Origin of the sequence: Nocardioides sp., from assembly GCF_047607365.1 — a bacterium.
Classification (GTDB): Bacteria; Actinomycetota; Actinomycetes; order Propionibacteriales; family Nocardioidaceae; genus Nocardioides.
The window spans coordinates 1-22,961 of sequence record NZ_JASGDD010000108.1 but is presented as its reverse complement, the minus strand read 5'-3'; the positions used below and the strand labels follow the sequence as shown (position 1 = coordinate 22,961).

Here is a 22,961-nt window from a genome sequence, read left to right as displayed (position 1 = left end):
GCTCACGTCGCGCGGGCGATCTGCTCCTGGATCTCGAACGCCAGGCCGTTGGCCGACGCGAGGTAGACGTCCTGGTCGAGGAGGTTGCCGTCGAGGCGGACCAGGCCGCGGGGGCCGTCGTAGAAGGTGCCCGACGCCATCGCCCCGACGTCGGCGACCGCCATGCTGCCGGTGGTCTTGCCGAGCCGGGCGAGGAAGAGGATCGCCTCGTAGCAGGACTCCCCCACCGCGTTGAGCGCCGGCGCCCAGCGGCCGTAGCGGGCGTAGTAGGCCCGGGCGAGCTCGCTGCTCTCGGCGGTGTCGAGCCCGTCGAAGTAGGCCGCCGCCGCGTAGAGGTTCTCGTGGGCGCCCGCGCCCCCGCCGAGCAGCGTGTTCTCCTCGACGGCGGGGCTCAGCCGCGCGAGCCGGTCGGAGAGCCCCTGCCGGGCGAACTGACGGTTGAAGTGCACCGCGTCCTGCCCCATGAGCAGCATGATCACGCCGTCCACCTCGTTGGACGTGCGGCAGAGCTCGAGGTCGGTCAGCACGCGGGAGAAGTTCGTCGTTCCCAGCGGCACGTAGGTCTCGCTGACGACCGTCGACGGCCCGTCGGCGAGCGCCAGCCGTGCGGTCGCTCCGGTGACGCGCGGGAAGACGTAGTCGTTGCCGACGACCGCCCACCGCCCCACGCCGAGCTGCTCGCGCATCCAGTGCGCGGCCGGGAGCAGCTGGTTGATCGGCCGCTCCCCCAGCATGAAGACGCCCGGGGTGTCGTCGCGGCCCTCGTGCATCGCCGCGTAGGCGTAGACCACCTTCCCGCCGATGCGCCGCGTGATCGCCTGCCGCACCGCGGAGATGTGCCACCCGGCGACGGCCTTGACCCGGCCGGAGTCGACCAGGGCGCCGACCTCGGCGGCGACCACCTCGGGCTCGCGTCCGCCGTCCACGACGACCAGCTCGACGTGCTTGCCCAGGATGCCGTCGACGGCGTTGAGCTGCTCGGCCGCGAGCTCGCCGCAGGCCAGGCAGGAGGGACCGTAGATGCCCGTGGGCCCCTGCAGCGGGACCACGAACGCGATCGGCAGCGAGTCGGACATCGTCACCTCCTTGAACGGCGGTCGGAGGCAGTCTAGAGTTCAATAGTTCCGAGTGGGAGCATCAATTCTGCTTGGTACGCGACCGAAACATCGACGTAATCCGTCGTCCGGGAAGGCATCCTTCATGAGCGAGACCACCGTTGCCGCCGGCACCGCAGCCCCTCTGGCTGACGGCGTCGGCGAGAGCAGTCTCGCTCTGCTGCTCAAGCGCTCCGAGCACGCGCTCCGGCAGCGCTTCCAGGCCACCCTCGACGCCGAGGCCCTGCTGCTGGAGCAGTGGCAGATCATGGCCGTCCTCCTCGCCCAGCCCGGGATGCGGATGTCCGAGCTGGCCGATGCCGCCGTGGTGCCCGCCGCGACCCTCACCCGGCACATGGACAAGCTCGTGGAGCGCGCGCTCGTCGTACGCCGGATCGACCCCGACGACAAGCGCCGCGTCGTCGCCGCCCTGTCCCCGATGGGCAAGCGGCTGGCCGTCCGGCTGCACGAGGTCGAGCACGCGATCGAGGTCTCGATCAGCGAGGGGCTGGGCGGCGAGCGCTTCGCCGCACTCGCCCGCGAGCTCCGGCTCCTCCCCCACCTGTTCGACTGAGCGCTGTTCGACCGTGCGCTACTCGAGGCCGCTGTAGGCGACGACCCCGCGCTTGAGCAGGTCGACCGCCTCGCGGGCGGTCCTCCGCACCCGTGCGTCGGTGGTCGCGGTGGCGACCTGGCCGCAGAGGTCGATCAGCTGCTTCATCCAGCGGACGAAGTCGCCCGCGGCGAGGTCGAGGACCCCGAGCACGTCGTCGAGGTCGTCGCCCTCGGCCCAGCGGAACGCGGCGTAGGCGAAGCCGAGGTCGGGCGGGCGGAGGAAGTCGAGCCGGTGGTCGCGCTCGAGTGCGTCGAGCTCGCCCCAGAGCCTCACGATCGCCCCGATGACATCGCGGGCCCGCCCGCCCGGCAGCCGGGCCGGCGACGCGTCGTCGGGGCGGCGGGCCTCGAAGACGAGCACCGACAGCACGGCGGCCAGCTCGGAGGGCCGCAGGCCGTCGAGGAGCCCGGCGCGCAGGGCCTCGGCCGCGACGAGGTCGAGCTCGGAGTAGAGCCGCATCAGCGGCTTGCCCAGGTCCGTCACCCGCTGGTCGCCCTCGCCATCGGCGTCGCGCTCGGTGAGGTAGCCCAGCGCGGTGAGCACCTCGCAGACCCGGTCGAACTGCCGGGCCACGGTGTTGGTCCGCGACTCGACCCGGCGCTCGAGCGTCTGTGCCTCGCGCTGCAGCTTCTGCCAGCGCTCGGCCCACCGGGCGTGGTCCTCGCGGTCGGGACAGCCGTGGCACGGGTGCGCCTTGAGCCGCGTGCGCAGCGCGGCGATCTCGCGCTCGATCGCGGGATCGGTGACGCCCTTGGCCGGCCGGCGCGCGGCGCCGTCGCCGCGGTGCAGCCCACCGGTCCGCTCGCGGAGCTGCGCGGCCAGGTCGCGCCGCATCTGGGGATTGCGGCCGTTGAAGCTCTTCGGCACCCGCAGCCGGGTCAGGGCGGCGACGGGCGTCTGGAAGTCCATCATCGCCAGCCGTCGGGCCTGGCGGTCCAGCGTGACGACATACGGGCGCGGGTTCTCGGGATCGAAGCCGGGGTCGACGACGACGGCGTAGCCGGCGAACTTCCCGTTGGGCACGTCGATCACGTCACCGGGCCTGAGCGCGCCGAGCGAGGCGACGATGTCCTCGCGGCGGTCGTTGCGACGGGCGCGGGCGGCGCTCTTCTCCAGCTCCGAGATCTGGGCGCGGAGCCCGGCGTACTCGAGGAAGTCGCCCCTGTCGCAGGTCGCGGCCTCGCGGTAGCCGTCGAGGGCGTTCTCCGCCTTGGTGAGCTGGCGCGCGAGCCCGACGACCGCCTTGTCGGCCTGGAACTGGGCGAAGCTCTGCTCGAGCAGCTCCCGCGAGCGGGCACGGCCGAACTGGTGCACGAGGTTGACCGCCATGTTGTACGACGGCCGGAAGCTCGACCGCAGCGGGTAGGTGCGCGTCGAGGCCAGTCCGGCCACCTCCGCGGGGTTCATGCCCGGCTGCCACAGCACGACGCCGTGACCCTCGGTGTCGAGCCCGCGGCGCCCGGCGCGGCCGGTGAGCTGGGTGTACTCCCCCGGCGTGAGGTCGGCGTGGGTCTCGCCGTTCCACTTCGTCAGCTTCTCGATGACGACCGTGCGGGCGGGCATGTTGATGCCGAGCGCGAGGGTCTCGGTGGCGAAGACGACCTTGAGCAGCCCGCGGACGTAGAGCTCCTCCACGATCTGCTTGAACGCCGGCAGCATCCCGGCGTGGTGCGCGGCCACGCCGCGGGTCAGCCCGTCGAGCCAGTCGTGGTAGCCGAGCACGTGCCGGTCCTCGTCCGGCAGGTCGATCGAGGCCTCCTCGACGAACCGGAAGATCGCGTCCCGCTCCTCGGGCGTGGTGAGCCGGACGTTGGCGGCCAGGCACTGCGTGACCGCCGCGTCGCAGCCGACCCTGCTGAAGATGAAGACGATCGCCGGCAGCAGCCGGGCGCGCTCGAGGGCGTCGATGACGTCGACTCGGCTGGGGATCCAGACACGACGGCCGTTGCCGACCTGCCTGGGCCCGGAGCGGTTGCGGTCGCGCGGGCTGCGGCGGTCCTTGAGCTTGGTCGAGGCCCAGTCGTCGCGCGCGACTCGCAGCAGCTCGCCGTTGACCGGCGCCCCCTCCTTCACGAACCCCGCCGACGCGTCGACGTCGGAGGAGGCGAAGAGGTCCATGAGCCGCTTGCCGACCATGACGTGCTGGAAGAGCGGCACCGGCCGCCGCTCTTCCAGGATGGTCGTGGTATCGCCGCGGACGGTGCCGAGCCACTCGCCGAACTCCTCGGCGTTGGAGACGGTCGCCGACAGCGAGACCACGGTGACTGACTCCGGCAGGTGGATGATGACCTCCTCCCACACGGCGCCCCGGGAGCGGTCGGCGAGGTAGTGCACCTCGTCCATGACCACGAACCCGAGGCCGAGGAGCGTCGAGGAGCCCGCATAGAGCATGTTGCGGAGCACCTCGGTGGTCATCACGACGATCGGCGCCTCGCCGTTGATCGTGTTGTCGCCGGTGAGCAGCCCGACCTGGTCGGGGCCGTAGCGGCTGACGAGGTCGTGGTACTTCTGGTTGCTCAGCGCCTTGATCGGCGTCGTGTAGAACGCCTTCCGCCCGGTCGCGAGCGCGAGGTGGATGGCGAACTCGCCGACGATCGTCTTGCCCGACCCGGTCGGGGCCGCGACGAGCACGCCGCGGCCCTCCTCGATCTCGTGGCAGGCCCGCACCTGGAAGTCGTCGAGCCCGAAGCCGTAGAGCGCCGCGAAGTCCTTGAACACCGGGTGCCTGCGGCTCGTCGCGTACGACGCGTAGCGCTCGGACGGGGAGAGCTCGTCGGTCGCATCCGTGCTCATGCCCTCCAACCTACTGGCTGGGCACCGTCAGCGCGGGACGAGGACCGTCAGCGCGGCCGGGACGGCCTCGACGGTGAGCGGCAGGTCGCCGAAGCGCTCGCCGTCGGCATACGTCGTCATGGTGGGCGTCGTCGCGACCGTCACCGTCCGCGCCCGGACCCGTTCGAAGATGGGGTTGTCGACGTGGGCGCCGGTGCTGACCGTCGGGAAGAAGCGCAGCAGCGTCGTGCGCGAGACCGGCCTCACGATGCAGACGTCGAGCAGGCCGTCGTCGAAGGCCGCCCCGGCCGCGATTCGCATCCCGCCCCCGAAGTAGTCGGTGTTGGCCACCGAGACGAACATCGCCTCGCGGGTCTGCTCGACCCCGTCGAGCACGAGGGTGTAGCGCAGCGGCGTGAACCGGGGCAGCTCCAGCAGTGTGGCCGCGGCGTAGCGCAGGTTCCCGCGCGGCCAGGTCATGGCGCTGCCGCGTGCCGCGGCGACCGCGTCGAACCCGGTCGCCAGGATGGTGAGGAACCACCGGTCGCCGGCGCGGGCGAGGTCGATCCTGCGGCGGTGGCCGGCGATGACCACGTCGGTGGCGGTGGTGACGTCGCCAAGCGGGATGCCCAGCGCCCGGGCGCTGTCGTTGCCGGTGCCGAGCGGGACGATCCCGAGCGGCACGCCGGTGCCGGCCAGCTCCTGGACCGCGAGGTGGATGATCCCGTCCCCGCCCAGCACCACGACCCCGTCGACCCCGTCGGCCAGGGCGTCGCGGAGCACCTGCCGGGTGTCGTCCCCGTGGGTGCCCTGCAGGACGACGGCGTCGATGCCCGCATCCGCCAGCCGGCGTACGACGGCGCCGACCGCCGCCGCGGCCCGACCGGTGCCCGAGGACGACCCGGGGAGCAGCGCGAACCGGCGGATCATGCTCGGCAGGCTACCGCGCCCGGCGTCGGGCCCCGAGGTTGCGGAGCATCCAGCGGACGCCCGCCTGCTGCCAGACGAACCACCAGATCGACGCCAGCCCCACGAGGAGGAAGATCACCCGGTCCCCGAGGCTGCCGCGACCGCCCTGCGCCACCGCGAAGCCGCAGATGACCACGATGATCGCGATCACCAGCAGCAGGAAGCAGCCGGTGCCCAGCCACATCATCCGCAGGCCGGGGCGCGCCGCGCGGAACCGGCGGGTGTCGACCGAGACCCGGACGTAGTCCAGCAGCATCGCGCCCGGGGGGAGCCGGGCACGCAGGTAGCGATCGACGAAGGAGGCCCTCGGCTTCGTCACGACGTGGTCACAGCGGCGAGAGCTCGTCGTCGTCCCACTGCTCGGTCGAATGCTTCCGCCGGCCGCGGGTGCGGTCGACGAAGCGGGCGATCACCTCGGCGACGCCGAAGAGGATCAGCATGGGGATGGCGAGCATCAGCATCGAGAAGGGGTCGGTCGACGGCGTCGCCACCGCGGCGAAGACCATGGTGCCGATGACGATCCACGGCCGGGACTTGCCCAGCCGCTCCCCCGACACGATGCCGGCCAGGTTGAGCATGACGACGAAGAGCGGGATCTCGAACGCGATGCCGAAGACGAGCAGCATGCGCAGCTCGAAGTCGAAGAAGTCGCCGAACTCGATCAGGCTCTTCGCGTCGAGCGGAGTGAACCCGACGAGCACCTGGATGCCCTTGGGCAGCACCCAGTAGCCGACGCCGACGCCGATGAGGAAGAGCGGTCCGGCGATGGCGCCGAAGATCCGGCTCCACTTCCGCTCGTGCGCATGGAGGGCCGGCATGAGGAAGCCCCAGATCTGGAGCAGCCAGTAGGGGCTGGCCGCGATCAGGGAGACGACGCCGCAGAGCTTGAACTGCACCATCAGCGCCTTGGTGACGCCGGTGAACACGAGCTCGGTGTCGACGTCGTTCCCGAGCTTCTCGTTGGCGACGTAGAACGGGTGCGCGACGACCTTCAGCAGGTCGTTGTAGAAGCAGAGCGCGACGATGAAGAGGACGATCCAGACCAGGGCCGAGCGGATCAGCCGCGCGCGCAGCTCACGGAAGTGGTCCGACAGCGCCATCCGGCCGTCCGCGCCGACCGGGTGACGGGGCCGGCCGCGGAGTAGCTCGGTGACGCCACCGAAGGTGGCACCGACCGACAACTCAGCGTCCTCGAAATCAGTGGGTCAGCTGGGATTCAGCTGTTGTCGTGCAGGCGCGCACGCTCGGCGTCGAGCTCGGCCTGGCGCGCGTCGAGCTCGGCCTGCTTGGCCTCGAGCGCGGACGGGGTGACCGGCGCCGTGCTCGCGGTGACGTCGTCGTCATCGTCGTCGTCGGTGAGGCCCTTCGTCTCGGCCTTGAAGATCCGGAGGGCGCGGCCGCTGCCGCGGGCGAGCTCGGGGAGCTTGGAGGCGCCGAAGAGGAGCACCAGCACGAGCAGGATGAGGACCAGCTCGGTCGTGCCGAGGCCGCCGATGGCAAAGGGGGTGATCATGTCTGTCTCCTGCGGGTGGGAACGTCCGGACCATGCTACTCGGCTTCGGCGTAGCGCGCGGCGGTACTCCTGAGGGTGGCCTGATAAAGGGCTGTGATATCGGTCGGCGCGAGGATCCGCACGTGCGGTGAGGCCCGGAGCGCCAGCCGCACCAGCCAGCGGGCGTCCGCGACCCGCAGGTCGGCCTCGACGTGGCCGTCCGCGCCGGCGCGGACGGTGTCGACCGGGTAGTACTCGGTGATCCAGAGGGCCTCGGGCGCCAGGTCGAGGGTGGCATGGATGGCCGCGCCACCCAGCAGGCCGCCGAGCAGGTCGGCGTCGAGGTCGCGGGCGGGCGGCTCGGAGGTGACCGGGGTGTCGAGCACCACGGCGTGGGCGATCCGGTCGACCCGGAACCAGCGCGGCGCCTCCGCCGAGTGGCACCACGCGTCGAGGTAGACCGCCTCATGGGCGCGGGAGAGGCCGTGCGGGTCGACGACCCGGACCGACTCCTCGTCGCGGGTCGGCACGTGATAGCTGATCCGCACCTGCCGGCCGGCGCGGATCGCGTTGGCCAGGGTGAGCTCGAGGCGCGCCAGCTCGGCGTCCGGGGCCGCTCCCGGGTGCACCAGCGGCACCGCCTCCGCCGCGGCCTGCTCGAGCTTGCCGAGCGCCCGGTCGACGACCTCCCGCGTCTCGTCGGTCGCGGACTCGCGCAGCGCGCGGAGCGCGACGATGAGGGCGGTCGCCTCGGTGGGGGTGAGCTTGAGCGGCCGGGCGAGGTAGTCGGCGTTGTCGATCCGGATGATCCGGTCGCCGCCGGGCTCCTCGAGGGCATCCATGTCGATGTCGATGAGGTCGTCGGGCATCCCGCCCGGGAGCCCGCACATCCACAGCACCTTGAGGTCCTTGGTGAGCTGCCGCTCGGTCACGCCGAGCATCCGCGCGGCCTCGGCGAGCCGGACCTCGCCGTGGGTGTGCAGGTAGGGCACCAGCGCCAGGAGCCGGGCGATCTGGTCCTTGGAGCCGTACGACGCTCCCGCGCTCGAGGAGCCGCTCATACGGGGTCCCCGTGGGAGGCGGAGCGCAGCGAGCGTTCCGATGGGGTGCTCATGCGAGGGCCTCGGCGATCCGGCGGCGGACCTCCGCGCGGAGCTCGGCGGGCTCGAGGACCACGGCGTCCGGCCCGTGGCCGAGGACCTCGGCAGCGAGGTCGCTGGTGGTCTGGCCGATCAGCACGCGGTCCCAGCCCGGCTCCCCGGACGGGCCGGGGACGTCGTACTCGACCCGGGCGTGGCGGCGCAGCGCGTGGCCCGCGCCGGAGCGGACGAGGAGGGACGCGGAGACCTCGCGGGCAGCCGGCGCGAGCCGGTCGGCGATCGCCCGGACGTCGATGCCCGCGGGGATCGTGTAGCTGCCCGCCGGCCCCGCCTGTCGCAGCTCCCCGACGACGCGGGAGAGCCGGAAGACCCGCTCCTCGCCCCGGTCGGTGTCGCGGCCGACGACGTACCAGCGGCCGGAGGAGCGCACCACGCCCCACGGCTCCAGGTGCCGCGCCTGCGCCTCCTGCCCCGTCCGCCGGTAGTCGAAGCCGACGGGGGTGCGGCTCCACGCGGCCTCGATGAAGGCCTCGTACGACGGCTCGTCGGCGCCCAGCCGGGGCAGCATCAGGTCGAGGGCGCCGAGGTCGGGCCCGTCGCCGGCGGCGCCGTCGGCCGCCAGCTTGCGGCCCGCCTCGCCCGCGGCACGCGCCATCCCGGCGTGGTCCCAGACGCGGGTCGCGACGGACACCACCGCGGCCTCGTCGGGGTCGAAGCTCACCTCGGGCAGCTGGAACTCGTCGGGCCGGATGCGGTAGCCCACCTCGTCGTCGAAGAAGGCGTCGTCGGAGCCCACCTCGATCGGCGCGCCGAGGCTGCGCAGCTCCTCCTTGTCGCGCTCGAACATCTTCTCGAACGCCTCCGGGGAGGTGTCGGGATAGAGCGCGTCCCGGATGCGGTCCTTGGTGACGTACCGCTTCTGGACGAGCAGCATGATGAGGAGGTTCATCAGGCGCTCGGACTTGGCGGTGGACATGCCCGAAACCCTACTGGTGAGGCCCGCGAGGTCGCGCCCCCTACGGCGTGGCGCTCTCCGTCGCCTCGGCCGACGCGGAGGCCTCCGCCTCGGCGGACGCCGAGGCCGATGCGGAGGCGTCGGCGGCCGAGGTGCGGCCGATGACGTCGACGACGAAGTAGAGCGTGCTGTTGGCGGGGATGCCGGTCTGCTCCTGCGAGCCGTAGCCGAGGATCGGTGGGATCTGCAGGATGACCCGGCTGCCGACCTTGACGCCGGTCAGGCCGTAGGTCCAGCCCTTGACCACCTGGCTCAGCGAGAACTCGGCCGCGTCGCCGGAGTAGGACTCGTCGAAGGCCTTCTTCGCCTTGTAGGTCATGCCGAGGTAGTTGACCTTGACGGTGTCGTCGGCCTTGACCTCCTCGCCCGTGCCCTCGGTGATCGTGGCGCGCAGGAGGAGGCCGTTGGCGTCGTCGGGCTTGGCGATGCCCTTGAAGTTGAGGCCGGTGACGACGCCCTTCTTGTTGGTCTTGACCGACGGCACCTTGTCCGGCGTGGTGTCGGTCGCTGAGGTGATCGCCTCCGACACGATGTCGACGATGATGAGGAGCGGGTCCTGGTTGGCGATGCCCATGGAGGAGCTGCCGGCGTCTCCGAAGATGTCGGTGGCACTCGCGACGGCCGCGACGCGGGAGCCGATCTTGGAGCCGACGAGGAGCTTCTCGAAGACCTCGCTCAGCGACGTCGAGTCGGCGGTGAGCGCCTCGGAGGCGCCCTTGTCGTAGTCGCTGTAGGCCTGCTTCTTGGTGTAGCCGTTGCCGAGCCAGATGTAGGCGTTGACGGTGTCGCCCTTCGCGACCTCCGCGCCGTCCCCGGCGACCACCGTCTTGGTGGCGACCTTGTCCACCTGGGACATCTGGCCCTTCCAGTCGACCGTGGGCGCGGTGCCGACGTCGCCGCTGATCGTGGCGGCCTTGAAGCCGTCGAGGGTCTTGGCGCCGAGCCCCACCGACTTGTCCTCGCTGCCGCAGGCGACGAGCGAGACGAGGAGGGGCAGGACCACGGCGGCTACACGCAGACGAGAAAACACGCGCGTCACCCTAACGGGCGTTCCTGAGACCTGTCTGATCGGCCCGGCTCCGGGAGCCGGGCCGGGATCACATCGAGTCGATGAGCCGCTGCACGCGCTCGTCGTGCGCCCGGAAGGGGTCCTTGCACAGCACCGTGCGCTGGGCCTGGTCGTTGAGCTTGAGGTGCACCCAGTCGACGGTGAAGTCGCGGCGGCGCTCCTGGGCGCGCTTGATGAACTCGCCGCGCAGCCGGGCGCGGGTGTTCTGCGGCGGGATCGACTTGGCCTCGAAGATCGCGAGGTCGTTGCTCACCCGCGCGACGGCGCCCTTCTTCTCCAGCAGGTAGTAGAGCCCGCGCCCGCGGTGGATGTCGTGGTAGGCGAGGTCGAGCTGCGCGATCCGCGGGTGGCTCAGGGGAAGCCCGTGCCGGGCGCGGTAGCGCTCGATCAGCTTCCACTTGATCACCCAGTCGATCTCCCGCTCCACCAGGCTGAGGTCGTCGGACTCGATCGCCTTGAGGCCGCGCTCCCACAGATCCAGCGCGGCCTCGATCACCGGCGTGGAGAGCTGGCGGCGGTCGACGAAGTCGCGGGCCTTGGAGAGGTACTCCCCCTGGATCTCCAGCGCGCTGGCCTCGCGGCCGTTGGCGAGGCGGATCTTGCGGCGTCCGGTCAGGTCGTGGGCGATCTCGCGGATGGCGCGGATGGGGTTCTCCATGGTGAGGTCGCGCATCACCACGCCCTCCTCGATCATCCGGAGGACCAGGTCGCAGCTGGCCACCTTGAGCATCGTCGTGGTCTCGGACATGTTCGAGTCCCCGACGATGACGTGCAGCCGGCGGTACTTCTCAGCGTCCGCGTGGGGCTCGTCGCGGGTGTTGATGATCGGCCGCGAGCGGGTCGTGGCCGAGGAGACGCCCTCCCAGATGTGCTCGGCGCGCTGGGAGACGGCGTACGACGCCCCGCGAGGGGTCTGCGTGATCTTGCCCGCGCCGACGATGATCTGCCGGGTCACGAGGAAGGGGATGAGGACGTCGGCCAGGCGGCTGAACTCGCCGGTGCGGCTCACGAGGTAGTTCTCGTGGCAGCCGTAGGAGTTGCCGGCGGAGTCGGTGTTGTTCTTGAAGAGGTAGATCTCGCCCTGGATGCCCTCGTCGTGGAGCCGCTGCTCGGCGTCGAGGAGGAGGCCCTCGAGCGTCCGCTCCCCCGCCTTGTCGTGGGTGACGAGGTCGACGACGTCGTCGCACTCGGGCGTGGCGTACTCCGGGTGGGAGCCGACGTCGAGGTAGAGCCGGGCGCCGTTGCGCAGGAAGACGTTGCTGCTCCGGCCCCAGCTGACGACCTTGCGGAAGAGGTAGCGGGCCACCTCGTCGGGACTGAGGCGGCGCTGGCCGCGGAACGTGCACGTGACGCCGTACTCGTTCTCGATCCCGAAGATCCGGCGCTCCATGCCCTGACCCTACTCCGCGGAGGTCACGCCAGGAGAGATTCGAGCCGGGTCGGCGTGAGGCGGGCGAACTTGCGCTGCTGCACCCGGGTCCGGTCGAGCACGGCGACCTCGAGGTCGCCGACCGCGATGGCCCGGTCGTCGGTCTCGGTGTGGCCCAGCGCGGCGACCGCGAGCCTGAGCGTCCCGGCCAGGTCGAGGCCCTCGGCGTAGCGCTCGCCGAGGTAGGCGCCCACCACCTCCGCCGCGCCGCCCATGACGGCGTAGCCGTGCTCGTCGGCGACCTGTCCGTCGAACCGCAGCCGGTAGAGCTGGTCGCCGGCCGCGGTGTCGCCGATCTCGCCGACGAAGATCTCGACCTCGTAGGGCTTCTCGGCGCCGGAGGAGAAGATGGTGCCGAGCGTCTGGGCGTAGGCGTTGGCCAGGCCGCGGCCGGTCACGTCGCGGCGGTCGTAGGCGTAGCCGCGCATGTCGGCGAGCCGCACGCCGGCGATCCGGAGGTTCTCGAACTCGTTGTAGCGGCCGACCGCGGCGAAGGCGATTCGGTCGTAGAGCTCGGAGACCTTGTGCAGCGCCGCGGAGGGGTTCTCCGAGGCGAAGAGGATGCCGTCGGCGTACTGGACCGCGACGACGGAGCGGCCGCGCGAGATGCCCTTCCGGGCGAAGTCCGCCCGGTCCTCCATCTGCTGCTGCGGGCTGACGTAGAACGGGCTCGCCATCAGAGGTCACCTCCCTCGAGGTCGGCCTTGGGGCCGTTGGGCGAGATCATCCGGCCGCCCACGACGCGGTCGGCGACCGCGCCGACCTCGGCCTCGTCGAGACGGCGTCCGCCCTCGGCGGTGATGACCTGGATGACGGGGAAGATCCGGCGGGTGAGGTCGGGGCCGCCGGTCGCGGAGTCGTCGTCGGCGGCGTCGTAGAGCGCCTGCACGACCGCCTCGACCGCGGTGGTCTCGTCGAGGTCGTCGCGGTAGAGCTTCTTCAGGGCGCCGCGGGCGAAGATCGAGCCGGAGCCCACGGAGTGGAAGCCGTGCTCCTCGTAGCGGCCGCCGGTGACGTCGTAGGAGAAGATCCGGCCGATGCCGCGGTCGACGTCGTACCCCGCGAAGAGGGGGACGACGGCCAGCCCCTGCATCGCCATGCCGAGGTTGTTGCGGATTAGCGCGGCGAGCCGGTTGGCCTTGCCGTCGAGGGAGAGGACGGTGCCCTCGATCTTCTCGTAGTGCTCGAGCTCGACCTGGAAGAGCTTGACCATCTCGACGGCGAGGCCGGCGGTGCCGGCGATGCCGACCGCGGAGAACTCGTCGGCGGGGAAGACCTTCTGGATGTCGCGCTGGGCGATGATGTTGCCCATCGTGGCGCGCCGGTCGCCGGCGAGGACGACGCCCGCCGTGGCGCCCGTGCCGAAGGTCGCGGCGACGATCGTGGTGCCGTGCGGCGCGAGGTCGGCGGCGTTGGTGGCGGGCAGGTCGCGGCGGCCCGGCACGAGATCAGGGGCGTGCGCGGCGAGGAAGTCGGCGAAGGAGGACGTTCCCGGCGCCATGTAGGACACCGGAATGCGGGAGTCGCTCAAGCGTCACTCGCCGCCCTTCTGGATGAAGGACTTCACGAAGTCCTCGGCGTTGGTCTCGAGGACGTCGTCGATCTCGTCGAGGATGTCGTCCACGTCGGCGTCCAGGGACTCCTTGCGCTCGGCGAGATCGGACGCGACCGCCTCGTCGGCGGAGCTCTCGTCGACCTCCTGGTCGGACTTGGAAGGCTGCTTCTGCTCCTGTGCCATGTCTTCAACCTAGCCTGTCGATCCAGTGAGCGCAGCGAACAGCTCGGTGGCGTTGGCCGCCTTCGCCATGAGCTCGCCGACGTGGGCCCGCGTGCCCCGCAGCGGGTCGGTCGTCGGGATGCGCTGGAGCGAGTCGCGCCCGGGCAGGTCGAAGATTACCGAGTCCCACGATGCCGCGGCGACCTCGGTCGGGAAGCGCGCCAGGCACTGCCCGCGGAAGTAGGCGCGGGTGTCGGTCGGCGGCTCCGTGACGGCGGCGTCGATCGTCTCGTCGGCGAGCAGACGCTCGATCCGGCCGGCGCGCACCAGCCGATGGTAGAGGCCCTTCTCCGGCCGGATGTCGCTGTACTGCAGGTCGATGAGGTGGAGCTTCGCGTCGTCCCAGTCGAGCCCGTCGCGGTCGCGGTAGCCCTGGAGCAGCTTGAGCTTCGCGACCCAGTCGAGCTCGCGCGCACACTCCAGGGGATCGCGCTCCAGCCGGTCCAGCACGGACTCCCAGCGTGCCAGCACGTCGAGCGTCTGCTCGTCGGCGTCCGCGCCGAGCCGGTCCTCGACGTACTTGCGGGCGAGGTCGAGGTACTCCATCTGCAGCTGGACCGCGGTGAGCGTGCGGCCGTCCTGGAGGGTGATGAGGCGTCGGAGCGTGGGGTCGTGCGAGACGGCCCTCAGCGCCGCGACCGGGCCCTCGATCGCGAAGTCCCGGCCCGCCTGGTTGATGAAGTCGTCCTCGATCATCGCCAGGACGAGTGCCGTCGTTCCCACCTTGAGGTACGTCGACACCTCGGCCAGGTTGGCGTCGCCGATGATCACGTGGAGGCGGCGCCACTTCTCGGGGTCGGCGTGCGGCTCGTCGCGGGTGTTGATGATGGGGCGCTTGAGCGTGGTCTCGAGGCCGACCTCGACCTCGAAGAAGTCCGAGCGCTGGCTGAGCTGGAAGCCGTGCGTGCGTCCGTCCTGGCCGATGCCGACCCGCCCCGCGCCGGTGACGACCTGCCGGCTCACGAAGAAGGGCGTCAGGTGCTTGACGATCTGGGCGAACGGCGTGCGCCGGCGCATCAGGTAGTTCTCGTGGGCGCCGTAGGAGGCGCCCTTGTTGTCGGTGTTGTTCTTGTAGAGCGTGATCGCGGGGTTGCCGGGAAGCTGCCGCGCCAGCTCCATCGCGCGGAGCATGATCCGCTCCCCCGCCTTGTCGAACCGGACCGCGTCGAGCGGCGTGGTGACCTCGGGGGTGGAGAACTCCGGGTGGGCGTGGTCGACGTAGAGCCGGGCGCCGTTGGTGAGGATGACGTTGGCCAGGCCGAGATCCTCGTCGGTCAGCTGGCTGGCGTCCGCGACCTGCCGCGACATGTCGAACCCGCGCGCGTCGCGCAGCGGCGACTCCTCCTCGAAGTCCCACCGCGCGCGCCGTGCGTTGAGGGCGGCGGTCGCGTAGGCGTTGACGATCTGCGAGGAGGCCACCATCGGGTTGGCCTGGGGCTGGCCGGAGACGGTGATGCCGTACTCCACCTCGGTTCCCATGACCCGGACGACGCTCATGCGACGAGCCTAGCCACCTAGCCAGTGGCCGTGCCGGAGCTGGACGCCGTCTGGTCGCCGCCGCCCTGGCGGGCGGCCCGGATCTCCGCCTCGGGGTTGCCGGTGAAGAGGCCGTCGGTGTCCGAGGTGAGCCGGCGGTAGGCACGCGCCTGGGACTCCACCAGCTCCATCCGACCGCGGGGCAGGCCGTCGGCGTTGTGCCGCTGCATCCAGGCGATGAGGCGCTCGCGGACCAGGCAGCGCAGGTCGAAGAGGGTGGGCGCGTCGTGCGCGGTCACCAGCACGCGGACGCGCACCACGCCGCCGACGGCGTCGGTCACCTGCAGCACCTGCACCCGTCCGTCCCACAGGTCGGTGCCGGCGAGGATCCGGCTCAGCTCCAGCCGCAGCCCGTCGGTGTCGACGCGCCAGTCGACGTCGAACTCGACCGACCCGAGCAGCTCGGAGGAGTTGCGGGTCCAGTTCTGGAAGGGGTTCTGGGCGAAGTACGTCGAGGGCAGGATCAGCCGCCGGTCGTCCCACAGCCGGACGACGACGTACGTCAGGGTGATCTCCTCGACCCAGCCCCACTCCTCCTCGACGATGATCGCGTCGTCGAGTCGCAGGGCGTCGCTGAAGGCGAGGGTGAGGCCGGCGAAGACGTTGCTCAGCGTCGACTGGGCGGCGAGGCCCGCGACGACCGAGAGGATGCCCGCCGAGGCCAGCACGCTCGCGCCGATGGCCTTCACGGCGGAGAAGCTCAGCAGGATCGCCCCGATCGCGACGATGACGACGAGCACGACGGTGAGGCGGCGCAGCAGGAGGAGCTGCGTCCGGGCGCGTCGGGCGTCGCGGTTGTCCGCGACGTCGGTGCGATGGCGCAGCAGGCGTGCGTCCTCGAAGTAGAGCAGGATCGCGCCGACCAGCCACGCGACGGCGGCGATGAGGACGATGTGGATGCCCTGGCGGAGCATCGACCACCAGTCCTCGGTCCCCTTCGGCGCGGAGCGGGTCGCGACGGTGGCCGCGATCACGACGAGGAACAGCGTGAACGGGGCCCGGGCGGCCCGGTCCAGACGCACGGCCGCCGTCCAGCGCCTGCGCAGGACCCGGAAGGCGACGAAGCCCGCGAGCCCGATCACCACCGCCGTGCCGAGGGCGGAGGCGAGACGCTGCAGGAAGTCCGGCCAGGAAGCGGTCAGCATGTCCGTCGACGGTAGCGGGTCGGGTCGAAGAGCCGGCTGAGGCTCGCCCGGGCGGGCCTAGAGGTACTGCCCCGTGGAGGAGGCGGTCTCGATGGAGCGGCCGGGCTCGGTGCCCTGCTTGCCGGTGACCAGGGTGCGGAGGAAGACGATCCGCTCGCCCTTGCGACCGGAGATCTTGGCCCAGTCGTCGGGGTTGGTCGTGTTGGGCAGGTCCTCGTTCTCCTTGAACTCGTCCACGCACGACTGGAGGAGGTGGGAGACCCGGAGGCCCTTCTGGCCGTGGTCGAGGAAGTCCTTGATCGCCATCTTCTTGGCCCGGTCGACGATGTTCTGGATCATCGCGCCCGAGTTGAAGTCCTTGAAGTAGAGGACCTCCTTGTCGCCGTTGGCGTAGGTGACCTCGATGAAGCGGTTCTCCTCGGACTCGGTGTACATCCGCTCGACGGTGGCCCGGATCATCCCCTCGACGCATCCCTGGCGGTCGCCGCCGAACTCGCTGACGTCGTCGGGGTGCAGCGGGAGGTCGGCGGTGAGGTACTTGCTGAAGATATCCTGCGCGCCCTGGGCGTCGGGTCGCTCGATCTTGATCTTCACGTCGAGCCGGCCGGGGCGCAGGATCGCGGGGTCGATCATGTCCTCGCGGTTGGAGGCGCCGATGACGAGCACGTTCTCCAGCGTCTCGACGCCGTCGATCTCCGACAGCAGCTGCGGGACGATCGTGTTCTCGACGTCGGAGGAGACGCCGGTGCCGCGGGTGCGGAACAGCGAGTCCATCTCGTCGAAGAAGACGATGACGGGCGTGCCGGCCGAGGCCTTCTCGCGGGCACGCTGGAAGACCAGCCGGATGTGGCGCTCGGTCTCGCCGACGTACTTGTTGAGGAGCTCGGGGCCCTTGATGTTGAGGAAGTAGGACTTCCCCTCCGCGCCGGTGCGTGCCGCGACCTTCTTGGCGAGCGAGTTCGCGACCGCCTTGGCGATGAGCGTCTTGCCGCAGCCGGGAGGGCCGTAGAGCAGGATGCCCTTCGGCGGGCGGAGCTTGTGCTCGGTGAACAGGTCGGGGTGGAGGTAGGGCAGCTCGACGGCGTCCTGGATGGCCTCGATCTGGCCGCTGAGGCCGCCGATCGACTCGTAGGCGATGTCCGGGACCTCCTCGAGGACCAGCTCCTCGACCTCGGACTTCGGCACCTTCTCGTAGGCGTAGCCGGTGCGGTTGTCGATCAGGATCGAGTCGCCCGCACGCAGCTTCTCGGCGATCAGCGGGTCGGAGAGGCGCACGACGCGCTCCTCGTCCGCGTTGGCGATCACGAGCGCGCGCTCGCCGTCGGCCAGCAGCTCCTTGAGCATGACGACCTCGCCCACGCGCTCGAAGGAGAGTGCGGTGACGACGTTCATGGCCTCGTTGAGCAGGACCTCCTGCCCCTTCTCCAGCGTGGCGACCTCGACGTTGGGCGAGACGGTGACGCGCAGCTTGCGCCCTCCGGTGACGATGTCGATCGTGTCGTCGTCGTTGGCGGCGAGGAAGGTGCCGAACCCGGCCGGCGGCTGGGCGAGCCGGTCGACCTCCTCCTTGAGCTTCACGATCTGGTCGCGCGCCTCGCGCAGCGTCGAGGCGAGGCGCTCGTTCTGCGACGTCGTGGCCGCCAGCGATCGCTGGGCCTCCGCGAGGCGCAGCTCGAGGCCGCGCTCACGGCCGGGACCGTCGGGCCCGGGGAACTCGGGTCGGTCGTAGGGCTCTGACATCGCGACACCTCCTGGTGCTGTCCGTGCACCTCGACCCTACCCGTCGGCGAAGTCGAGTGAAGGGCTCATTTCGCGAGTTGATCAGGATGTGATCTCCGGCGCATCCACGTCGGCGGCGTCCTCGGCCCGCGGGCCGGTGTAGTCCGGTCCGTAGGCGCCGGGGGCGGGGCGGCGGGTCTTGCGCAGGGCGCTGGCGCCGGGCGCGAGGCGCCGGGCGGTGACGAGGAAGGCGGTGTGGCCGATCATCTTGTGGCCGGGCCGGACGGCGAGGCCCTCGACGTGCCAGTCGCGCACGAGCGACTCCCAGGCCGCCGGCTCGGTGAAGCCCCCGTGGACCCGCAGCGTCTCGACGAACCTCGAGAGCTGCGTGGTGGTGGCGACGTACCCGCAGATGATGCCGCCGGGGCGCAGCGCGTCGGCCGCGGCGTCCACGCACTCCCAGGGCGCGAGCATGTCGAGGATCACGCGGTCGGCCCGCGCACCGGAGGCGGGGAGCTCCTCGGCCAGGTCGCCGAGGGTGAGCTGCCAGGTCGGCGGCTCGGCGCCGAAGAACTGCGTCACGTTGGCCCGCGCGACGTCGGCGAACTCCTCGCGCCGCTCGAAGGACCGGACCGAGCCGTGCGGGCCGACGGCGCGCAGCAGCGAGCAGGTGAGGGCGCCCGAGCCGACGCCGGCCTCGACGACCTGCGCGCCCGGGAAGACGTCGGCCAGGGCCACGATCTGGGCGGAGTCCTTGGGGTAGACGACCGCCGCCCCGCGGGGCATGGAGACGACGAACTCGCTGAGCAGAGGGCGGAAGACGAGGTACTCCCCGCCGGAGGAGGAGGCGATGGTGAAGCCCTCCTCCCGCCCGATCAGGTCGTCGTGCTCGAGGTGCCCCTTGTTGGAGAAGAACTTCTTGCCCGCGACCAGCGCGAAGTTGTGCCGACGGCCCTTCGCGTCGGTGAGCCGGACCCACTCGCCCTCACGGAGCGGACCCCGGTGGACGCCCGACCAGGCCTCGGCGGGGACGTCGGCGTCGAGGTCGTCGGCCGGGGTCTCGGGCTGGGTGCTCATAGCCCGGGAAATCTAGCGACCCGCGCTCCGGAAGGCCGCATCCACGTCGCCGGTGGTGAGCACGCCGAAGAGGGCGCCGTCGTCCTCCACCAGGACGTACTCGGTCGAGGGCGTGCGGGAGATAGCCCGGATGAGGTCCTCGCCGGCGATGTCGACCGGCAGGGTGAGCCCGGGCACCAGGGTGCGCGCGACCGTGGAGGTGGCCACCCAGGGGCGGCGCTCCTCGGGCGTGGCGAGCAGGGCGGTCTCGTTGACGACGCCGACGGGCCGTCCGTCGCCGGTCACCGTGACGATGCTGCCGGCCTGCGCCTCCTGCGCGCGCCGCACCGCCTCGGCGAGCGGCAGGTCGGCGGGCACCGTGAGCGTACGGCGGGCGAGCGTCCGCCCGACCAGCCTCGGCAGCCGGCTGCGCAGTCGCGCCGTGGACATCGCGGCGGTGGCGCCGCTCCACAGGAAGATGGCGAGGACGACCGAGACGACGTAGTCGTAGAGGGTCGGCTCCCAGCCGAGGACCGCCGAGGCGATGGTCGGCCAGAAGATGGCCGCCACCGCGACGCCTCGGCCGATCCACCCGGCGACGATCGTGGCGCGGTGGACGCTCTTGGTCGCGCCCCAGATGCCGGCCTTCAGCACGCGGCCGCCGTCCAGGGGAAGTCCCGGGACGAGGTTGAGCACGCCGACCAGCAGGTTGGCCCCGGCCAGCCCCTCGACGGCCATGAGGATGAGCCCGCTGGGACCGAGCGCGTGCAGGCCCAGCCCCACCGCGCCGACGGCGAGCGAGGTGAGCGGGCCGACCACGGCGATCCAGAACTCCTCCTTGGGCCGGCGGGCCTCGCCCTCGATCTGGGTGAAGCCGCCAAGGAAGTGGAGCGTGATCGAGCTGACCGGATAGCCGTAGTGCCGCGCTACCGCGGCGTGCGAGGCCTCGTGCAGCAGGACGGAGGCGTAGAGGATCACGGCGAACGCCAGGCCGGCGGCGTACTTCCACACGCCGAGGCCGGGGGTGACCTGGTCGACCCGCGGCGCGACCAGCACCGCGATCATCCCGGCGACGAGGAACCAGGAGCTGGAGACGAGCACGTCCGCGCCCGCGAGCGAGCCGACCCGGATGGTCCCCGGCGGTCGCGGCGCGGGGCGCGGGGCGTCGCGCGGGTCTGGCACTGACACTCCTCGACCCTACCGGGACGCCTTACCGGGAAGCGTTTCGGCGCTCCTCGAGCCGGTCGGCGAGAAGCGACGCCAGCGCCTCGAGACGGATGTCGGTGGTGTCGGTCTCCTCCTCGGTCGCGCCGTCGAGGGCGCGGGCCGCGAGGCCGGCCTTGCTGTCGATCAGGCTGGCGATCCGGGCGTCGATCGTCTGGGCGGCGATGACGCGCCACGCGGTGACCGGCTCGGTCTGGCCGATGCGGTGGACGCGGTCGATGGCCTGGGTCTGCTCGGCGTCGGTCCACGACAGCTCGGCGAGGACGACGTCGGAGGCGACCTGGAGGTTGACGCCGACGCCGGCGGCGGTGAGCGAGCAGACGATGACCTGGACGTCCTTGTCGTTCGTGAACGAGTCGATCGCCTGTTGGCGGGCGGTCGAGGACTGGCCGCCGCGGATCTCGGTGTAGCGGATCCCCCGCCTCTCGAGGACCTCGCCCATGGTGTCCATGACGTCGATGTGCTTGGCGAACAGGACGACCTTGCCGGCGCTGCGAGCCAGCTGGGCGGCGTAGTCGGCCGCGAGCCCGGCCTTCGCCTGCCCGATCCGGCGGACCATGGAGAAGACGTTCTCGCCGGTCTCGTCCTCGGAGTCCGAGAGCTCCCAGCCGGCCACGCGGCGGATGAGCTCGTCGTCGATGTCGCCGGGCCGGACGCCCTCGGCGTCCTCGCCCCGGTGCTCCCGGCGAGCGGCGATGGCCGAGTCGTAGCGGTTGACCAGCCGTAGCGCGAGCTCGCGCTCGGCGGCCTTGATCGAGCGGGCGTCGGAGTCGTCGAGCTCGACCGGCAGGTCGGCGATGCGCCGGGCCGGGATGTCGGCGGCCACGTCGATCTTGCGCCGGCGGACGATGCCCATGTCGACCACGGCCTGGCGTGCGGCCACGTAGAACCCGTGGTCGGCCGGGGTCAGCCCGGTCTCCTCGAGCCTGGCCATCAGCATCGGCGTGGGGCGGACCTCGTCGATCCAGCCCAGGAGCCGCCAGATGGTGAGGAAGTCCTCGACGTCGTTGATCAGCGGCGTGCCCGTGAGCGCCATGATGAGCGGTCGCGCGACCCGCTGCCGGATCCGGTCGGCGAGCTCGAGGACGTTCTGGGAGCGCTGGGACTTCTTGTTCTTGATGAAGTGCGCCTCGTCCACGACCATGCCGCGGAAGCCGTGATCGCCGATCCAGCCGACGTGGCGGTCCAGGATCTCGTAGTTGAGGATGATGATGTCGGCGTACCCGTCGACGTCGGCGCCGTTGCCGTGCACCACGCTCACCGTCTTCGACGGCGTCCAGCGCGCGGCCTCCCGCGCCCAGTTCGTCTTCACGACATTGGGTACGACGACGAGCAGCGGATACGCGTTGGCCGCCTGTGCCGCGAGCAGCGCCTGCGCCGTCTTGCCGAGACCCGGCTCGTCGGCGAGGAGGACGGTGCGCAGGCCGTCCGCGACGGCGGTCAGCAGGCGGGCCTGGTGGTCCATCAGCGCGATGCCCTTGGGCAGCAGCAGGACCGGCCGCGCCTCCGGGAGCGCGAGGCACGAGGAGACCCCCGGCGTGGCGTGCTCGAAGGAGCTGAGCAGCGGGCCCAGGAGCTCCCAGCCGACCAGCCTCCTCGTGGCGACGCGCGGGGGCAGCGGGGCGCCGAAGTCGGGCACCATGAACGGGTTGGAGAGCTGGGCCTGGAGCACGGAGGGCGGGACCACCTGCCGCTGGATCCGCTCGGGCGCGACCGGCTCCGGCTCCTCGGCCACCGGCTCGACGCCCCCGGCCTCCTCCAGCTCGCGCTTGAGGCGCCGGACGGCCGGGGAGATCTCCGCCGACTCGTCGAGCAGCATGAAGAGCGAGGGCACCGCGGCCGCGGTCTGGGCGAGGATCGCCGCGACGCCGTCGAGACGACGGAGGCCGCCCTCGCGCTGGGCGTCGGTCAGCTCGGTGGAGGAGCGCAGCCGGGCGCGCTCCTCGCGCATGATCAGCGCGGCGGCCTGGAACCGGTCGCCGTTGATCGAGCCGTCGGCGGCGTCGCGCTCGAGCTTGCGCGCGAGCTTCGCCAGGACGGCGGTGAGGTCCGCGTTGTCCTCCGGCCGCCGGCGTACGGCGGTGTTGCCGCGCGATCTGCGCGAGCGCTGGGCGGGCCTGTCAGCCAAGCCGAGCTCCTGTCTAAGACGATTCAGCGGGCAGCAGGAGGCTGCCCAGGTCGGCAGGCGTGAGGCCTGCCAGTGTCGGACGCGCGATGCGACGCGGCCCGGCCTCGAGAGGCACGTGATTCTCGATCGTGAGGACCGTGCAGCCGGCCGCCTCTGCGGACGCCGCGCCGGTGTTGGAGTCCTCGATCGCAACACATTGTGCCGCATCGACCCCCAGCGCCGCAGCACCGGCCAGATAGGGATCGGGGAACGGCTTGCCGCGCGCCACGCGGTCGCCCGTCACGATCGCGTCGAAGCGGCCCCGCGGGAGCCGCTCGACGATCGGCAGCGCGAACACCTCCCAGCTCATCGTGACGAGCGCGCAGGGCACCCCGGCGGCGTTGAGCGCCGCGAGCAGCTCGACCGCTCCGGGCTGCCACGGGACCTCGCCGTCGCGCACCCGGGCCACGACGCCGTCGTGCAGCAGGTCGACCACCTGGCGTGGCGACAGGTCGAGGCCCCAGCGGTCGCGGATGTAGGCCCCCGAGGTCAGGAGGTCGTTGCCGACCAGTGCCAGCGCGTCCTCGCGCGTCCACGTCGTCCCGAACCGCTCGGCCAGCGCGTACTCGGTCTGGATCCACCAGGGCTCGGTGTCGCAGAGCGTGCCGTCCATGTCCCAGAGCACGGCCGCGGGCAGGGTGGTGGGAGAGCCGTGGGACACGGCGTCACCCTACGGTCGGCCCGGCCCGCGCCGGATGGGCACCCTCCCCCGGGAGAGGCGACGGACGGCGCGAGGCGCCGTCGGCTCGCGCACGGCCGGGCGGGCGCCGTGGCGCTCGGC

General features: G+C 71.5%; 21 protein-coding genes. 1 reads left to right on the top strand and 20 read right to left on the bottom strand.

What is annotated here, in order from left to right; translation table 11 throughout:
• Nucleotides 1–2: 2 nt before the first annotated feature.
• Nucleotides 3–1,076, bottom strand: a complete 1,074-nt coding sequence (locus QM572_RS08060) for a substrate-binding domain-containing protein (RefSeq protein ID WP_415091857.1) — start codon at nt 1,074–1,076, stop codon at nt 3–5.
• A gap of 124 nt (nt 1,077–1,200) precedes the next feature.
• On the opposite strand from QM572_RS08060, the gene QM572_RS08055 reads away from it, so the two are divergent.
• Nucleotides 1,201–1,668: a MarR family winged helix-turn-helix transcriptional regulator gene (locus QM572_RS08055; RefSeq protein WP_415091855.1), complete on the top strand. Its 468-nt coding sequence runs from the start codon at nt 1,201–1,203 to the stop codon at nt 1,666–1,668.
• An 18-nt stretch (nt 1,669–1,686) separates the two neighbouring features.
• On the opposite strand, the gene QM572_RS08050 is transcribed toward QM572_RS08055, so the two are convergent.
• The 19 genes from QM572_RS08050 to QM572_RS07960 form a co-directional block, all read right to left on the bottom strand.
• Nucleotides 1,687–4,503: a DEAD/DEAH box helicase gene (locus tag QM572_RS08050; RefSeq protein ID WP_415091853.1), complete on the bottom strand. Its 2,817-nt coding sequence runs from the start codon at nt 4,501–4,503 to the stop codon at nt 1,687–1,689.
• 27 nt (nt 4,504–4,530) lie between these two features.
• On the bottom strand, nt 4,531–5,412 hold the full coding sequence (locus tag QM572_RS08045) for a diacylglycerol/lipid kinase family protein (RefSeq protein WP_415091851.1): 882 nt from the start codon (nt 5,410–5,412) through the stop codon (nt 4,531–4,533).
• Between the two features lie 10 nt (nt 5,413–5,422).
• Complete coding sequence (locus QM572_RS08040; protein WP_415091849.1) at nt 5,423–5,770, bottom strand: hypothetical protein; 348 nt, start codon at nt 5,768–5,770, stop codon at nt 5,423–5,425.
• Between the two features lie 7 nt (nt 5,771–5,777).
• Nucleotides 5,778–6,632 carry a twin-arginine translocase subunit TatC gene (tatC, locus tag QM572_RS08035; RefSeq protein WP_415091847.1) on the bottom strand — a complete coding sequence of 285 codons (855 nt, stop codon included), beginning with the start codon at nt 6,630–6,632 and terminating at the stop codon, nt 5,778–5,780.
• Nucleotides 6,633–6,667: 35 nt separating this feature from the next.
• The gene (tatA, locus tag QM572_RS08030) at nt 6,668–6,964 is read right to left on the bottom strand and encodes a twin-arginine translocase TatA/TatE family subunit (protein WP_415091845.1); all 297 of its coding nucleotides are present in this window, start codon (nt 6,962–6,964) and stop codon (nt 6,668–6,670) included.
• A 35-nt stretch (nt 6,965–6,999) separates the two neighbouring features.
• Entirely contained in the window at nt 7,000–8,004 is a 1,005-nt protein-coding gene (locus QM572_RS08025; protein ID WP_415091843.1) for a helix-turn-helix transcriptional regulator, read from the bottom strand.
• A gap of 49 nt (nt 8,005–8,053) precedes the next feature.
• On the bottom strand, nt 8,054–9,019 hold the full coding sequence (locus QM572_RS08020) for a helix-turn-helix transcriptional regulator (protein WP_415091841.1): 966 nt from the start codon (nt 9,017–9,019) through the stop codon (nt 8,054–8,056).
• A 40-nt stretch (nt 9,020–9,059) separates the two neighbouring features.
• On the bottom strand, nt 9,060–10,088 hold the full coding sequence (locus QM572_RS08015) for an FKBP-type peptidyl-prolyl cis-trans isomerase (RefSeq protein WP_415091839.1): 1,029 nt from the start codon (nt 10,086–10,088) through the stop codon (nt 9,060–9,062).
• A gap of 67 nt (nt 10,089–10,155) precedes the next feature.
• Nucleotides 10,156–11,517: a Pup--protein ligase gene (gene pafA / locus QM572_RS08010; protein WP_415091837.1), complete on the bottom strand. Its 1,362-nt coding sequence runs from the start codon at nt 11,515–11,517 to the stop codon at nt 10,156–10,158.
• Nucleotides 11,518–11,540: 23 nt separating this feature from the next.
• Complete coding sequence (prcA, locus tag QM572_RS08005; protein ID WP_415091835.1) at nt 11,541–12,233, bottom strand: proteasome subunit alpha; 693 nt, start codon at nt 12,231–12,233, stop codon at nt 11,541–11,543.
• Entirely contained in the window at nt 12,233–13,057 is an 825-nt protein-coding gene (gene prcB, locus QM572_RS08000) for a proteasome subunit beta (RefSeq protein WP_415091833.1), read from the bottom strand. Before prcB ends, prcA begins: the two co-directional genes overlap by 1 nt.
• Before the next feature lie 33 nt (nt 13,058–13,090).
• Nucleotides 13,091–13,294 (bottom strand): ubiquitin-like protein Pup, encoded by a 204-nt coding sequence (locus QM572_RS07995; RefSeq protein ID WP_415091831.1) that lies wholly within the window; start codon nt 13,292–13,294, stop codon nt 13,091–13,093.
• Between the two features lie 9 nt (nt 13,295–13,303).
• A complete protein-coding gene (gene dop, locus QM572_RS07990; RefSeq protein ID WP_415091829.1) occupies nt 13,304–14,830 on the bottom strand; it encodes a depupylase/deamidase Dop in 1,527 nt (508 codons plus the stop codon).
• Nucleotides 14,831–14,847: 17 nt separating this feature from the next.
• Complete coding sequence (locus tag QM572_RS07985) at nt 14,848–16,014, bottom strand: mechanosensitive ion channel family protein (protein ID WP_415091827.1); 1,167 nt, start codon at nt 16,012–16,014, stop codon at nt 14,848–14,850.
• A 57-nt stretch (nt 16,015–16,071) separates the two neighbouring features.
• Nucleotides 16,072–17,754: a proteasome ATPase gene (gene arc, locus QM572_RS07980; protein ID WP_415091825.1), complete on the bottom strand. Its 1,683-nt coding sequence runs from the start codon at nt 17,752–17,754 to the stop codon at nt 16,072–16,074.
• Nucleotides 17,755–17,835: 81 nt separating this feature from the next.
• Entirely contained in the window at nt 17,836–18,810 is a 975-nt protein-coding gene (locus QM572_RS07975; protein WP_415091823.1) for a tRNA (adenine-N1)-methyltransferase, read from the bottom strand.
• Between the two features lie 12 nt (nt 18,811–18,822).
• Nucleotides 18,823–19,977: a site-2 protease family protein gene (locus QM572_RS07970; RefSeq protein ID WP_415091821.1), complete on the bottom strand. Its 1,155-nt coding sequence runs from the start codon at nt 19,975–19,977 to the stop codon at nt 18,823–18,825.
• 22 nt (nt 19,978–19,999) lie between these two features.
• The gene (locus tag QM572_RS07965; RefSeq protein WP_415091819.1) at nt 20,000–22,141 is read right to left on the bottom strand and encodes a DEAD/DEAH box helicase; all 2,142 of its coding nucleotides are present in this window, start codon (nt 22,139–22,141) and stop codon (nt 20,000–20,002) included.
• Between the two features lie 13 nt (nt 22,142–22,154).
• On the bottom strand, nt 22,155–22,841 hold the full coding sequence (locus tag QM572_RS07960) for an HAD family hydrolase (protein WP_415091817.1): 687 nt from the start codon (nt 22,839–22,841) through the stop codon (nt 22,155–22,157).
• Between the last annotated feature and the right edge of the window lie 120 nt (nt 22,842–22,961).